General features: G+C 72.6%; 13 protein-coding genes and 1 riboswitch. Of the genes, 6 read left to right on the forward strand and 7 right to left on the reverse strand.

The annotated features are described in order from the left end of the window. Window positions 1-35: 35 nt before the first annotated feature. Window positions 36-196: riboswitch (cobalamin riboswitch) on the reverse strand. 96 nt (window positions 197-292) lie between these two features. Together SSQG_RS05775 and SSQG_RS05780 are read left to right on the forward strand one after the other, a co-directional pair. Beyond that, window positions 293-700 (forward strand): CoA-binding protein, encoded by a 408-nt coding sequence (locus SSQG_RS05775; RefSeq protein WP_003988782.1) that lies wholly within the window; start codon window positions 293-295, stop codon window positions 698-700. A 70-nt stretch (window positions 701-770) separates the two neighbouring features. Further along, window positions 771-1,994: a 4-hydroxybenzoate 3-monooxygenase gene (locus SSQG_RS05780; protein ID WP_003988783.1), complete on the forward strand. Its 1,224-nt coding sequence runs from the start codon at window positions 771-773 to the stop codon at window positions 1,992-1,994. Between the two features lie 20 nt (window positions 1,995-2,014). Here SSQG_RS05780 and SSQG_RS05785 read toward each other — a convergent pair whose 3' ends face one another. Further along, a complete protein-coding gene (locus SSQG_RS05785; RefSeq protein ID WP_003988784.1) occupies window positions 2,015-2,374 on the reverse strand; it encodes an ArsR/SmtB family transcription factor in 360 nt (119 codons plus the stop codon). Between the two features lie 60 nt (window positions 2,375-2,434). Between SSQG_RS05785 and SSQG_RS05790 the strand changes: the two genes are divergently transcribed. Further along, the gene (locus SSQG_RS05790) at window positions 2,435-3,565 is read left to right on the forward strand and encodes a cation diffusion facilitator family transporter (RefSeq protein ID WP_039932012.1); all 1,131 of its coding nucleotides are present in this window, start codon (window positions 2,435-2,437) and stop codon (window positions 3,563-3,565) included. Window positions 3,566-3,582: 17 nt separating this feature from the next. Here the strand turns inward: SSQG_RS05790 and SSQG_RS05795 are convergent, their stop codons facing one another. Together SSQG_RS05795 and SSQG_RS05800 are read right to left on the reverse strand one after the other, a co-directional pair. Continuing rightward, complete coding sequence (locus SSQG_RS05795) at window positions 3,583-4,140, reverse strand: YbaK/EbsC family protein (protein WP_003988786.1); 558 nt, start codon at window positions 4,138-4,140, stop codon at window positions 3,583-3,585. Window positions 4,141-4,183: 43 nt separating this feature from the next. Further along, window positions 4,184-4,756, reverse strand: a complete 573-nt coding sequence (locus SSQG_RS05800; RefSeq protein ID WP_039932014.1) for an XRE family transcriptional regulator — start codon at window positions 4,754-4,756, stop codon at window positions 4,184-4,186. Window positions 4,757-4,853: 97 nt separating this feature from the next. Here SSQG_RS05800 and SSQG_RS05805 point away from each other — a divergent pair, with 97 nt between their 5' ends. Then, window positions 4,854-5,711 carry a DMT family transporter gene (locus tag SSQG_RS05805; protein WP_003988788.1) on the forward strand — a complete coding sequence of 286 codons (858 nt, stop codon included), beginning with the start codon at window positions 4,854-4,856 and terminating at the stop codon, window positions 5,709-5,711. Between the two features lie 51 nt (window positions 5,712-5,762). Here the strand turns inward: SSQG_RS05805 and SSQG_RS05810 are convergent, their stop codons facing one another. Further along, entirely contained in the window at window positions 5,763-6,560 is a 798-nt protein-coding gene (locus SSQG_RS05810; RefSeq protein WP_003988789.1) for an acyltransferase, read from the reverse strand. 112 nt (window positions 6,561-6,672) lie between these two features. On the opposite strand from SSQG_RS05810, the gene SSQG_RS05815 reads away from it, so the two are divergent. Continuing rightward, window positions 6,673-7,200: a gamma carbonic anhydrase family protein gene (locus SSQG_RS05815; protein ID WP_003988790.1), complete on the forward strand. Its 528-nt coding sequence runs from the start codon at window positions 6,673-6,675 to the stop codon at window positions 7,198-7,200. Window positions 7,201-7,280: 80 nt separating this feature from the next. Here the strand turns inward: SSQG_RS05815 and SSQG_RS05820 are convergent, their stop codons facing one another. The 3 genes from SSQG_RS05820 to SSQG_RS05830 all read right to left on the reverse strand — a co-directional run bounded on the left by SSQG_RS05820 (window position 7,281) and on the right by SSQG_RS05830 (window position 12,343). Next, on the reverse strand, window positions 7,281-7,907 hold the full coding sequence (locus tag SSQG_RS05820; protein WP_003988791.1) for a DedA family protein: 627 nt from the start codon (window positions 7,905-7,907) through the stop codon (window positions 7,281-7,283). A 71-nt stretch (window positions 7,908-7,978) separates the two neighbouring features. Further along, window positions 7,979-10,366, reverse strand: coding sequence for a phosphoketolase family protein (locus SSQG_RS05825; RefSeq protein ID WP_003988792.1), 2,388 nt, complete (start codon window positions 10,364-10,366; stop codon window positions 7,979-7,981). A 96-nt stretch (window positions 10,367-10,462) separates the two neighbouring features. After that, entirely contained in the window at window positions 10,463-12,343 is a 1,881-nt protein-coding gene (locus SSQG_RS05830; protein ID WP_106434147.1) for an RICIN domain-containing protein, read from the reverse strand. A 351-nt stretch (window positions 12,344-12,694) separates the two neighbouring features. On the opposite strand from SSQG_RS05830, the gene galU reads away from it, so the two are divergent. Continuing rightward, window positions 12,695-13,645 carry a UTP--glucose-1-phosphate uridylyltransferase GalU gene (gene galU / locus SSQG_RS05835; RefSeq protein WP_003988794.1) on the forward strand — a complete coding sequence of 317 codons (951 nt, stop codon included), beginning with the start codon at window positions 12,695-12,697 and terminating at the stop codon, window positions 13,643-13,645. Window positions 13,646-13,665 lie beyond the last annotated feature (20 nt).

Consider the following 13,665-nt stretch of genomic DNA (forward strand, 5'->3'; position numbering starts at 1 on the left):
ACGGTGCTCCCCCGCCGCGTGCGGCCGCGGGGGCCGCCAGCAGGTCTTCGGACTCGGGTTCACCCGGTGCGGGACGCCTTCCCGGACGACTCGCGCGCCGTCCAGTGGCCGAGGCCCCGCCCGTCCCCCTCACCGCTGCGCGTCAGTTCCGGATTCGCACCGGATTCCCTGACCCACGTACATGGGTTCGACTGGCCTCGGCAAGCTATCACGGGGGCCGCCGGGGAATCACCGCGCGCCCTGCGCCGTTCTCCGGAGAGCAGGTCATTCGCGACGTCGGAGGAGGCCGCCGGTGTACGGCGACGAGGCAACGGTCCGCAGGATCCTGACGGAGCTCGGCGACACCTGGGCCGTGGTGGGTCTGTCCTCGAACCAGGCGCGCGCGGCGTACGGCGTCGCCGCCGTGCTCCAGCGGTTCGGCAAGCGCGTCGTGCCCGTGCACCCCAAGGCGGAGACGGTGCACGGCGAGCGGGGGTACGCGAGTCTCGCGGACATTCCCTTCGACGTGGACGTCGTGGACGTGTTCGTGAACAGCGAGCTGGCCGGTGCGGTCGCGGACGAGGCGGTCGCCAAGGGGGCGCGGGCCGTGTGGTTCCAGCTCGGTGTCGTCGACGCGGCGGCGTACGACCGGACCCGCGCGGCGGGCCTGGAGATGGTGATGGACCGCTGCCCGGCGATCGAGATTCCACGACTCGGGTAGCTCTGGCCGTCCCCGAGGTGGCGGACCACCGGCCCGGGTCGCGCGCGGGGCGTCCCTCCATAATGAGCCCATGACCCACGCCTCCCCACCTCCGAACTCCCGCGCTCCGCAACGTTTCCCCGTCGTCGTCGTGGGCGCCGGGCCCGCCGGGCTGACCGTCGGCAACATCCTGCGGGCCGCGTCCGTGGACTGCCTGGTGGTGGAGACCGAGAGCCGGGAGTTCGTCGAGCGGCGGCCCCGGGCCGGCGTCATCGAGGAGTGGGCCGTGCGGGGCCTGGAGAAGCGGGGCCTCGCCCGGAACCTGCTGGACCGCGCGGAGCTGCACACCGCGTGCGAGTTCCGCTTCGAGGGCGAGCGCTTCCGGTTCCCCTACGGTGAGCTGACGGGTAGTCACCACTTCGTCTATCCGCAGCCGTTGCTGGTGACCGACCTGCTGCATGAGTACGCCGACGTGCGGGGCGGGCAGGTCCGCTTCGGGGTCCGGGACGTGCGCGTGCACGACATCGACAGCGAGCGTCCCTCCGTGTCGTACACCTGCCCGGAGACGGGTGAACAGCAGGTCGTGCACTGCGACTTCGTGGCCGGCTGCGACGGGGCACGTGGGGTGACCCGGGCCTCGCTGCCGCCGGAGCGGATCCGTGTCGCACGGCACGACTACGGGACCGGCTGGCTGGCCCTGCTCGCCGAGGCGCCGCCGTCCGCCGACTGCGTGCTGTTCGGCTGCCACGCGAACGGGTTCGCCGGGCAGATGCCGCGCAGCCCGGAGGTGACCCGCTACTACCTCCAGTGCCCGCCGGGCGACGACCCGGAGAACTGGCCGCACGAGCGCGTCTGGGCCGAACTCCAGGAGCGGCTCGGGGCGAGCGGTGTGCCGCCGCTGACGGAGGGCCGGCTCATCGAGAAGCGCGTGCTGGACATGCACGACTACGTGGTCGAGCCGATGGTGCACGGCCGGCTCCACCTCGCCGGTGACGCGGCCCATCTGGTCGCGCCCATCGCCGCCAAGGGCATGAACCTGGCCCTGCACGACGCCTTCCTGCTCGGCGACGCGCTGGTGGCCCACCTGAACGACGGTGACGACAGCGGCCTCGGCGGCTACGCGGAGGCGTGCCTGCGGCGGGTGTGGGACTACCAGGAGTTCTCCCAGTGGCTGGCCGAGGTCTTCCACGGGCCGGCGTCGGGCGACCCGTTCCGCGCGGGCACCTCGATCGCCCGGCTGCGCCGCCTGTTCTCCTCGCCCGTGGCGGCCGCCGCCTTCGCCGAGAAGTACCTCGGGACGGCCGCGCGGTACTGACTCAGTCGTGCCGTACCGGCTCAGTCGTGGACGGGCCGGTCGGTGAGCCGGTGGTCGGCCACGTTCAAGGCCTCGTCCACGAGCCGGCGCAGATGGCCGTCGCGGAGTGAGTAGATCACCCGGCGGCCCTCCTTCCGTGTGTTCACCAGCCCGGCGAGGCGCAGGCGCGCCAGGTGCTGGCTGACGGCCGGGCGCGCCGCACCGCACGCCTTGGTGAGCGTCGTGACATCGGCCTCCGCCCTGGTCAGGGCGTGCAGCAGGGTGAGCCGGGTGCGGTCGCCGAGCAGGGCGAGCAGTTCGGCGGCGAGCGCGAACTGTTCCTCGCCCGGGGTGCGCGGATGCGCATCGTCCGCAGGTGACAGGTGCATGCGTGCGCTCATACGCACATAATGGCGCCATGGGCGTGTGCACGTCCACTCGCGCACCGGAAGGAGACCCACGTGAGCGACCGGCACGACCACGCGCACGGGCACGGGCACGACGACCACGGGCACGGGCACGGGGTCCATGCCCACGAGCACGCCGGCCACGGGCACGAGCACGGCGACCACGGGCACCAGGGTCACGAACACGGCCACTCCCCCACGGGCCTGCGCCACCGGCTCTCCCACCTCCTCACCCCGCACTCCCACGAGACGGCCGACAAGGTGGATTCCGCGCTGGAGTCCTCGACCCGCGGCATGCGGGCGCTCTGGGTCTCACTCGCGGTGCTCGGCGTGACGGCGCTCGCGCAGGCGGTCGTGGTGGTCGCCTCCGGCTCGGTGGCACTGCTCGGAGACACCGTGCACAACGCCGCGGACGCGCTGACGGCCGTACCGCTCGCGATCGCCTTCGCACTGGGCCGGCGCGCGGCCACACGCCGCTTCACCTACGGCTACGGGCGGGCCGAGGACCTGGCGGGGCTGGTGATCGTGCTGACGATCGCCGCGTCCGCGGTCTTCGCGGGCTGGACGGCGGTCGACCGCCTCCTCGCCCCGCGGCCCGTCGAGCACGTTCCGGCGGTCGCCGTGGCCGCCCTCGTCGGGTTCGCGGGCAACGAGTGGGTGGCCCGCTACCGCATCCGCGTCGGCCGGACGATCGGTTCGGCCGCACTGGTCGCCGACGGACTGCACGCCCGGACCGACGGATTCACCTCACTGGCCGTGCTGCTGGGCGCCGGGGGCTCGGCCCTGGGCTGGCAACTGGCGGACCCGATCGTCGGGCTGGCGATCACGGCCGCGATCGCGCTGGTGCTGCGGGACGCGGCGCGGGAGGTGTTCCGGCGGGTGATGGACGCGGTCGACCCGGCCCTGGTGGACCGGGCGGAGCGGGTGCTGGCCGAGGTCACGGGCGTACGCGGCGTGAGCGAGCTGCGGCTGCGCTGGATCGGTCACCGGTTGCGTGCCGAGGTGGCGGTCGTGGTGGACGGCGACGTGACGGTACGTGAGGCCCACCGCATCGCCGTCGACGCCGAGCACGCCCTGCTGCACGCCGTGCCGCGGCTGACCGCGGCGCTGGTCCACGCCGACCCGGAACCGGCCCCGGGCGAGGCCGACCCGCATCAGCCGCTGGCCCACCACGCGGTGGCGTAGACCGGGAGCGCCGCGGGTCAGGCGAGCCCGAGCCCTTCCAGCACCACCGCGCCCGGCAGCTCCGCGAACGCCTTGCCGGGAACCAGCAGCTTGCCGCGCCGACGACCGCTGCCGACCAGGACGTACGGCAGGTCGACGACGGCCGCGTCGACCAGCACGGGCCAGTCGCCGGGCAGTCCGAGCGGGGTGATGCCGCCGTACTCCATGCCGGTCTCCCCCGTCGCCGTGTCCATCGCGGCGAACGAGGCCTTGCGGGCGCCGAGTTGGCGGCGTACGGCGTTGTTCACGTCGACCCGGGCGGTGGACAGCACGACGCACGCCGCCAGGGTGGCCTCGCCTCCGCGCTTGCCCGCGACGACCACGCAGTTCGCGGACCGCTCCAGCAGGTCACGGCCGTAGTGCTCCACGAACGTGGCGGTGTCGGCCCACTCCGGTTCGGTGTCGACGTAGAGGATCTGCTCGGCGGGGACGCTGCCCCGCCAGGTGCGTACGGCGTCGGCGACCGGGCTCGTGAGCTCGTCGAGGCAGGCGGGGGCCGGACGGGCGCCGTCGAAGTGTCCGATGGGTGCGCGCATGGCCGCACGTTAACAACCCCGGACCAGCCCCGGGCCGGACGGCTCAGGCCACGGGCGGCACCGAGACGGCCATCATCATCTCCATCGGCACGTCCCCGGTGTTGCCGTACGTGTGCGGGATGTTGGCCTCGAAGGAGACGCTGGCGCCCGCGGGCACGCGGTGTTCCACGCCGTCGACGGTCAGCGTCAGCTCCCCGGCCGTGACGTGGAGCAGTTCGACGGTGCCGGCGGGGTGCGGGTCCGACGGGCTGCTCTCGCCGGGCATGAGACGCCAGTCCCACATCTCCAGCGGGCCGGGCGCCTCGGTGCCCGCGAGCAGCCGGTTGTAGCTGCCGGACTCCGTGTGCCACAGCCGTACGGCCTGTTCGGCGGGGACGATGCGGACCTTCGGGCCCTGCTCGTAGTCGAGGAGCGTGGTGATGCTGACGCCGAGCGCGTCGCCGATCTTGACCACGGTGCCGAGGCTGGGGTTGGTGCGGGCCTGCTCGATCTGGATGAGCATGCCCCGGCTGACACCTGCCCGGGCGGCGAGCACGTCCAGGGTGAAGCCGCGCACCGCGCGCCAGTGCTTGACGCTGCGCGCCAGGGACTGGGTCAGCAGGTCGAGGTCCGACACGTTCCGTCCAATATTCTGTATGACACAGTGCAACAGACTGCACTATGGTGTGGTTGACCTGATCGTTCACCGAACTGTACTGCGAGGCATCCGAACGATGACAGCGCTCTTCGCCCTGGCCACCAGCGTGCTGTGGGGACTGGCCGACTTCGGCGGCGGACTGCTGACCCGGCGCACTCCCGCGCTCACCGTGGTCGTGGTGTCGCAATCGATCGCGGTGGCCGTGCTCGGTGCCGTCGTGGTGGCGACCGGCGGCTGGAGCGAGTGGGGGCCGCAGCTGTGGTTCGCGGTGGCCGCCGGTCTGGTCGGGCCGGTGGCGATGCTCGCCTTCTACAAGGCGCTCGCGCTGGGCCCGATGGGCGTCGTCTCGCCCCTGGGCTCGGTCGGCGTGGCCGTGCCGGTGGGCGTGGGTCTGGTGCTGGGCGAGCGGCCCGGGGTGCTGCAGCTCGTCGGCATCCTGGTCGCCGTCGCGGGCGTCTGCCTCGCGGGCGGCCCCCAGTTCCGTGGCGCCCCCGTACAGCGCCAGGCCATCGCCCTGACCCTCCTCGCGGCCTTCGGCTTCGGCGCGGTGATGGCCCTGATCGCCGAGGCGTCCTCCACGCTGACCGGCCTGTTCCTCGCCCTGTTCGTGCAGCGGGTCACGAACGTCGCCGCCGGTGGACTGGCGCTGTACGTGTCGGCGCGGCGCGGCGCGCCCACCCTGCCGGCGGACGGTTTCCCGTGGCGCTCCCTCCCGGCACTCGCGTTCGTCGGCCTCGCGGACGTCGCCGCGAACGGCACGTACTCGATCGCCGCGCAGCACGGCCCGGTCACCGTCGCCGCCGTGCTCGCCTCGCTCTACCCGGTGGTGACGGCGGTGGCCGCGCGGGGCGTCCTGCGCGAGCGGTTGCGGGCGGTGCAGGCAGCGGGGGCGGGTCTGGCCCTGGTCGGGACGGTTCTGCTGGCATCGGGCTGACCGGGCGACCGGGCCGGGCTTCGCCGGCTCCGGTTCAGCGCGGCACGGGCGTCAGGCCCCCGGCTCCAGCCCGGCCATGCCGGGCGAGGCCTCCTCGTCCAGCTCCGCCAGTCGCGCCGCGGTCTCCTCGTCCAGGTCCGACAGGGCGCGCAACTGCTCGGGGGTGACGCCCTCCGGTATCGGCACCGGCGGTGGGGTGCGCAGCGGTGGCTGCCAGCCGTCGGCGGGTGTCCAGCGGCGTACGACGCGGGCCGGCGCGCCCGCCACCACGGCGTGGTCGGGCACCGTGCCCCGGACGACCGCCCCGGCGGCCACCACCACGTTCCGCCCGATCCGGGCCCCGGGCAGGATGACCGCGCCCGTGCCTATCCAGCAGCCGGGTCCGATCTCCACCGGCTCCATCCGCGGCCACTGCTTGCCGATCGGCTCGTGCGGATCGTCGTAGGAGTGGTTCGTCGACGTCACGTAGACGTACGGACCGAAGTAGCAGTCGCTGCCGATGGTGACCGTGGTGTCGGCGATCACGTGGCTGCCACGGCCCAGGACGACACCGTCCCCGACGCGCAGGATCGGGTCCGGGCCGAGGTCCAAGTCGGGCATCAGGCCCGCGGTGAGGGTGACCTGCTCGCCGATGATGCAGTGGGCGCCGAGATGGATCCAGGGTTCGCCGAAGACCGTGCCGAGCGGGAAGGCGAGTCTGGTACCTGTTCCCATCGCCCCGAACCGGTAGCGCCCAGGGTGCTCGACGGAGACGGAGCCCGTGCGCTGCGCCCAGGCCCAGCCCGCATGGACGGCGCGCTGCGCGAGGCCGCGCCGCCAGGATGAGAACGTGTTCTTGCGCTTCGGCACGAGGTCACCGTACTCAGCGGTAGCTCACCTCGCGGGGTCGAAGGCCTGTGATCTTCGCCCCACCGGGTGTCGTACGGTTTGCGCGTTGTCTACGACGTTTCTGGAGGCGGACATGGGACAGCGGGCGATGATCACGGGGATCGGCGGCAGAGAGCCGCAGGTCGATCCGGAGGCGTTCGTGGCGCCGACGGCTTCGGTGATCGGGGGCGTGACGCTGGGTGTGGGGGCGAGTGTCTGGTACGGGGCCGTGCTGCGCGGCGACGTCGAGTCGATCTCCGTCGGGGCCAGCAGCAACGTCCAGGACAACTGCACGTTGCATGCCGACCCCGGGTTTCCCGTGACGGTGGGTGAGCGGGTGTCCATCGGGCACAACGCGGTGGTGCACGGGGCCACCGTCGAGGACGACTGTCTGGTCGGTATGGGGGCGACCGTGCTGAACGGGGCGGTGATCGGGGCGGGGTCGCTGGTGGCCGCGCAGGCGCTGGTGCCGCAGGGGATGGTGGTGCCGGCCGGGTCGCTGGTCGCCGGGGTGCCGGCCAAGGTGAAGCGGCCGTTGACGGAGGAGGAGCGGCAGGGGATTTCCCTCAACGGCACGATGTACGCCGAGTTGGCGAAGGCGCATCGCGACGTGCATGCGTAGGGCGCGGTGCGGGAGCGTGGGGCCGGTCGCGCCCATGTGGCGGAGCCGCATATCGGCACGGCCCCGCGCCCCCGAGCGAACTACTCCCCCGCGGTGACCACTGGTGCCGCCTTCTTCGCCCTGCGCTTGATCACCAGCATGGACGTGACACCGACCAGGACCGCCGCCACCAGGCCCAGCCAGGAGAAGCGCTTCAGCCAGGACTCGGCGACGATGCCGACGTAGTAGATGACCGCTGTCGTGCCGCCGGCCCAGACGATGCCGCCGAGGACGTTGGCGATGAGGAACTTCCAGTAGGGCATGCGGAGCACACCGGCCAGGGGGCCCGCAAAGATGCGGAGGAGGGCGACGAAGCGGCCGAAGAAGACGGCCCACATGCCCCACTTCTCGAAGGAGCGCTCCGCGGTGGCGATGTGCCCCTCGCTGAAGTGCTTGGGGAACTTGTTGCCCAGCCAGGCCAGCAGGGGACGGCCGCCCTTGCGGCCGATGGCGTAGCCGATCGAGTCGCCGATGATGGCTCCGGCCGTGGCGCTGGCGCCGAGGACGACGGGGTCTATCTCGCCGTTCTGGGAGGCGAGCAGCGCGGAGGAGACCAGGATGATCTCCCCGGGCAGCGGAATGCCCAGGCTCTCCAGGCCGATGACCAGCCCCACCAGCGCGTACACGGCGACCGCGGGTACCGTTTCGAGCCATTCCTGGACGTGCAACGCCGGTTCCTTTCCCTCTGCCTCCCTGAGTGCACGGGAAGCCTACCGGGTTACAGGACGCCTCCCGGAGCTCAGGCGTTCCACGTCCACTCGGCGACCTCGGGCAGGTCGGTGCCGCGCTCACGGATCCAGGCGTGGTGGCGGGTGCGGGCGTCGGCCATCCGCTGGCGTACGGCCGTGGCGCGCACCGCCAGTCCCGGGACGCGGTCGATGACGTCCATGACGAGGCGGTAGCGGTCGAGGTCGTTGCGGACGACCATGTCGAAGGGTGTGGTCGTGGTGCCGGACTCCTTGTAGCCGCGCACATGCAGGTTCTGGTGGCCGGCGCGGCGGTAGGCGAGGCGGTGGATGAGCCACGGGTAGCCGTGGTAGGCGAAGATCACCGGCTTGTCGGTGGTGAAGAGGCCGTCGTACTCGAAGTCGTTCATTCCGTGCGGATGTTCCTTCTCGGGCAGCAGCCGGGCGAGGTCGACGACGTTCACCACCCGGACGGCCAGCTCGGGCAGGTGCCGGCGCAGCAGGTGCGCGGCGGCCAGGACCTCCTGCGTGGGGACGTCACCGGCGCAGGCCAGCACCACGTCGGGCTCGCGCAGACCGTCCTCGGTGCCGGCCCAGTCCCAGATGCCGGCGCCGCGGGCGCAGTGCACGCGGGCCTCGTCCATCGACAGCCAGTCGAAGCAGGGCTGCTTCCCGGCGACGATCACGTTGACGTAGTCGCGGCTGCGCAGGGCGTGGTCCGCGACGGACAGCAGGGTGTTGGCGTCCGGCGGGAGGTAGACGCGGACGACCTCGGGGCTCTTGTTGAGGACGTGGTCGACGAAGCCGGGGTCCTGGTGGGAGAAGCCGTTGTGGTCCTGCCGCCACACGTGGGAGGTCAGCAGGTAGTTGAGGGAGGCGATGGGGGCGCGCCACGGCAGCCGGCGGGAGGTGCGCAGCCACTTGATGTGCTGGTTGACCATCGAGTCGACGATGTGCACGAACGCCTCGTAGCAGGAGAACAGCCCGTGCCGGCCGGTGAGCAGATAGCCCTCCAGCCAGCCCTGGCAGAGGTGTTCGGAGAGGACCTCCATCACCCGGCCGTGCCGGTCCAGGTGCTCGTCCTCGGGCAACGTGCCGGCCTGCCAGGCCTTGCCGCTGGCGTCGTAGACGGCCTGGAGCCGGTTGGAGGCCGTCTCGTCCGGGCCGACCAGGCGGAAGTCGCGGCGGGTCGCGGTGTCCCGCATGACCCGGGCGAGGAGGTCGCCGAGGACCCGGGTGGGCTCGTGCGTCGTGGTGCCCGGCTTGTCGACCGGGACGGCGAAGTCGTCCAGGGACGGGACGGGCAGGTCGCGGACGAGCAGTCCGCCGTTGGCGTAGGGGGTGGCGCCGAGCCGCTTGGTGCCCTCGGGCACGCACGCGAGGACGTCGGCGACCGGGCGGCCCTCGGCGTCGAACAGTTCCTCGGGCCGATAGGAGCGCAGCCAGGCTTCCAACTGCCGCAGGTGTTCGGGGTTGTCGCGGACCTCGGCCAGCGGCACCTGGTGGGAGCGCCAAGTCCCTTCGACCGGCTCGCCGTCCACCTCGGCGGGGCCGGTCCAGCCCTTCGGGGTGCGCAGCACGATCACCGGCCAGTGCGGACGCTCGGTCACGCCCTCCTCGCGGGCGGCGTGCTGCGCCTCGGCGATGCGGTCGAGGGCGGTGTCCATCGCCTGGGCCATCGCGCGGTGGACGGTGGCCGGGTCGTCGCCGCCGACGTGGATCGGCTCGTGGCCGTAGCCGCGCAGGAGCGCGTCCAGCTCCGCCTCGGGCAGCCGGGACAGCACGGTCGGGTTGGCGATCTTGTAGCCGTTGAGGTGGAGGATCGGCAGGACGGCACCGTCGTGGACGGGGTCGAGGAACTTGTTGGCGTGCCAGGAGCCGGCCAGCGGGCCGGTCTCGGCCTCGCCGTCGCCGATCACGCAGGCTACCAGCAGGCCGGGATGGTCGAGGGCGGCGCCGTAGGCGTGGGCGAGGGAGTAGCCGAGTTCGCCGCCCTCGTGGATGGAGCCGGGCACCTCCGGGGCGATGTGGCTGGGCACGCCGCCGGGGAACGAGAACTGCCGCAGCAGCAGCTCCATGCCCTGCGCGTCCCGTGTCACGTCCGGGTACTTCTCGCCGTAGCTGCCCTCCAGCCAGGAGTTGGCCAGTACCGACGGTCCGCCGTGGCCCGGGCCCCAGATGCACAGGGCGTCCAGGTCGCGGGCCTTGATCACCCGGTTGAGGTGGGTGTGCACGAGGTTGAGGCCGGGCGAGGTGCCCCAGTGCCCCAGCAGCCGCGGCTTGATGTGCTCGGGTCGCAGCGGCTCGGTGAGCAGGGGGTTCGCCAGCAGGTAGATCTGACCGGCCGCCAGGTAGTTGGCGGCCCGCCAGTGGGCGTCCAGGGTGCGCAGTTCCTCGTCGGTCGGTGCGGTGCTGCTGTGCTGGCGCTGGGCCTCGGGCATGAGTGACTCCCTGGGGTTCTGCGGCGGCCTCAGGAGGAGTACCAGTCTGTTCCGATTCGATGCCAGGCGCCTCTCGGCCATGCTTGGGGGGCCGGCCTACGGGAGCGCGGCGGTGCGGACCTTCGTCACGGTGGTGACCGCGCTGGCGGTCGCGGAACCGAGTGCGTCCGGTCCTGCCGTCGGACCGGGTACGTCGGAGCCGGGCGTGCCCGCGTCACCGGGGGCGAACCCCGGTTCGGCCTCGCCGCGCCACTCCGTCCGGGCGAACCGCGTCTCGTAGCGCTGCCGCGGCGGTTCGCCGGACCTGGTCCGCGGTGGCTCGGCCCGCTGCCCGGGCGGGACGCCCTCGTGCGGCTCCTCGTCCCGGCGGTTCTCCTTCTCGTCCCGGCGGTTCTCCCGCTTGTCCTGGCGGTTCTCCCCAGGGATGTCCCGGGCCCGCTTCTCCCGGGGTTCCGCCGGGTCCGCGCTCACCACCACCGGTTCCAGCGCCCAGCGCTGCCCCTTCGAGGCGCCGCGGTCGGTGACGATCACCTCCCGGTCCTTCCCGGGCGCCACGGCGAGTCCGTGGCCGTCGCGCGGCAGGAGTTCGCCGCGCACGGTCAGGTCGTAGCGCACGACTCCGGCGTGGACCAGGCAGCCGGCCATCTCGACCGAGCCCTCGGCCGGGTCGGAGCCGAGACAGAGGGTGGGGTCGGCGGCGCTGCGCAGCGCGCCGTCGTCCCGGTACGACCACTGCGGGGACCCGGCGGAACAGGTCCTCAGCACGATACGGGCGCCGGCCCGGTCCCGGCCGCCCGGGACGTCGAGGCACAGACCGGCGTCCAGGTTGCGCAACCGCCCGCGGCCCACCTCGGCCGGGTTGCCCGCGGAGTCGGCCGACGGAGAGCCGGCCGGGGAGGATCCGACGGAGTCCGGATCGACCGCGTGGCCGCTGACCGCTCCCCAGGTGGCCCGGGGGTCGGCGGTACCGCTCTCCTCGGTCCAGCCCCGGGCGGCGAACAGGGTCGCGAGCAGCACGAGGGAGGTCAGACCGACCGCGGCGACCAGGGTTTTGGTGTGTTTCCTCGGCGCCCCGGGCCGGCCGCCCGCCGGGAGCGCACGGGCCGGGAGACGATGGCGGCCGTGGATCGGGGGCCCGGCCAGAGCGCTCCGGCCCTCGTCGCGGCCCGGCCGTGAGGCGAGGTAGCGGCGGGCACCCCACCCCAACACGGTCTCGACGAGCAGGTCCTCGAGTCCGCCCTCGAAATGGCCGAGTTGTTCGGCGGCGTGACGGCAGTACCGGCAGGCCATGAGATGCCGTTGCACGTCCGGCAGCAAGGCCCTGCCGCGGCGCATCGGAACGTCCAGCAGGCGGTTGTAGTAGCGGCATTCCTGGCTCGGCGCGAGTTCCCGGTGCGCCCGCACGCATCCCGCCCGGAATTGCTCGCGCGCCTGTTCCAGCGCCGCCGACGCGGTACCCGGGTCGACGCCCAGCAGACCGGCCGGTACGGATAGCGGTTCGGCCTCCACCTCCGTGTGCCAGAGCAGGCATTGGGAAGCCCCCGGAAGGCCGCGGAATGCGCGCTCGGCGAGGCGTCGCCTTTCGGGTGTGACGGACCGTGCGGCGCGCAGACCGCGACCCCCGACGGGTTTGCGGAGTTCCGGCAGCACCCCGGAAATGCCGTCGTCGGCGGCCCACTCCGCGACCGTGTCCCGCACGGCCGCGAGCAGTCGTGGGCGCAGGGCGCCGCCGCCGGGTCCGCCGAGTTCCCTGCGGAACGCGGCGGCGGCCGCCATCGAGGCCGAATCCTCCGAGGAGGCGAGGCAGATCACGGCGTACTCGTGGACCGCCCGCCAGTGCCGCGCCAGCAACAGCGCGACGGCGCGCGGGCCTTCGGCGGGCTCTCCCACCCGGGCGAGGAGATTGCGGTCGGAGTCCGCGGGCCGGGCCCCGGGGTGGGGAGCGTACGGAGGGCGTGGGGGGTAGGGGGATTGCACGGAACCATTTCCTTCCAGCCGCAGGACGGCATGGGAATTGCGCGTCCGTCGGAAAGCAGGTGGGTGATTGGTGCATACCTGTGCCGCATCAGTCGCGGACTTGCCTGTGAGGCAGCTCACTTTCGCACATGCGACTCACAGGCAACAAGGAGTTCGGATGCCCCATGCTCAAAACGCCGGAATTTCCGATGTGTTACCGGCGGTATCCGCACCCGCATTCGACAAAGCCGGTGCCGAAAGCCTCAAGTTGTGTGCGAACAAAGGCGGTTGGTCCGCGAAATCTCCCACTCCACAGCCTTCTCCCATGCGGCTCTCTGCGTGCTCTCATCTCCGCCCGCCAGCATGGGCCGCATGATCACCCCCCACCCTTCCCGCCCGGCCGCCCCCGCCCGAACCGTCCGCAAGGCGGTCGTCCCCGCCGCCGGCCTCGGCACCCGCTTCCTGCCCGCCACGAAGGCGACGCCCAAGGAGATGCTGCCGGTCGTCGACAAGCCGGCCATCCAGTACGTCGTCGAGGAGGCGGCAGCGGCGGGCCTCGACGACGTCCTGATGGTCACCGGCCGGCACAAGCGGGCCATCGAGGACCATTTCGACCACGCCTTCGAGCTGGAACAGGCGCTCGCGGCCAAGGGCGACACCGTGCGACTGGACGCGGTGCGCGACCCGGCGCGGCTGGCGAGCATCCACCACATCCGGCAGGGCGACCCGCTGGGCCTCGGCCACGCCGTCCTGTGCGCCCGCCGGCACGTCGGCGACGAGCCCTTCGCGGTCCTCCTCGGCGACGACCTCGTCGACCCGCGCGAGACGCTGCTCAGCCGGATGCTCGACGTCCGCGACCGGCGGCTCGGCAGTGTGGTCGCCCTGCTGGAGGTCCCGCCGGAGCAGATCCACCGCTACGGGTGTGCCGCCGTCGAGCCGACCGGCGAGGAGGACGTCGTCCGCGTCACCGGCCTGGTCGAGAAGCCGGACCCGGAACACGCGCCGAGCCGCTACGCCGTCATCGGGCGCTACGTCCTCGACCCGGCCGTCTTCGGCGTCCTGGAGCGCACCGCACCGGGCCGGGGCGGTGAGGACCAGCTGACCGACGCCCTCCAGGAACTGGCCGCGGGCGGCACCGTGCACGGGGTCGTCTTCAAGGGCCTGCGCCACGACACCGGCGACAAGGCCGACTACCTGCGCACGGTGGTGCGGCTGGCCTGCGACCGGCCCGACCTGGGACCGGAGTTCGTGTCATGGCTCAAGGAATTCGTCGCGGAACTGGACGGAGCCCGCCCGACGCACCACCGGGACATCGCGGCCTGAGACGGCCCGGGCCGCGGGCC

The sequence above is a fragment of the Streptomyces viridochromogenes DSM 40736 genome, assembly GCF_000158955.1.
Lineage (GTDB): Bacteria > Actinomycetota > Actinomycetes > Streptomycetales > Streptomycetaceae > Streptomyces > Streptomyces venetus.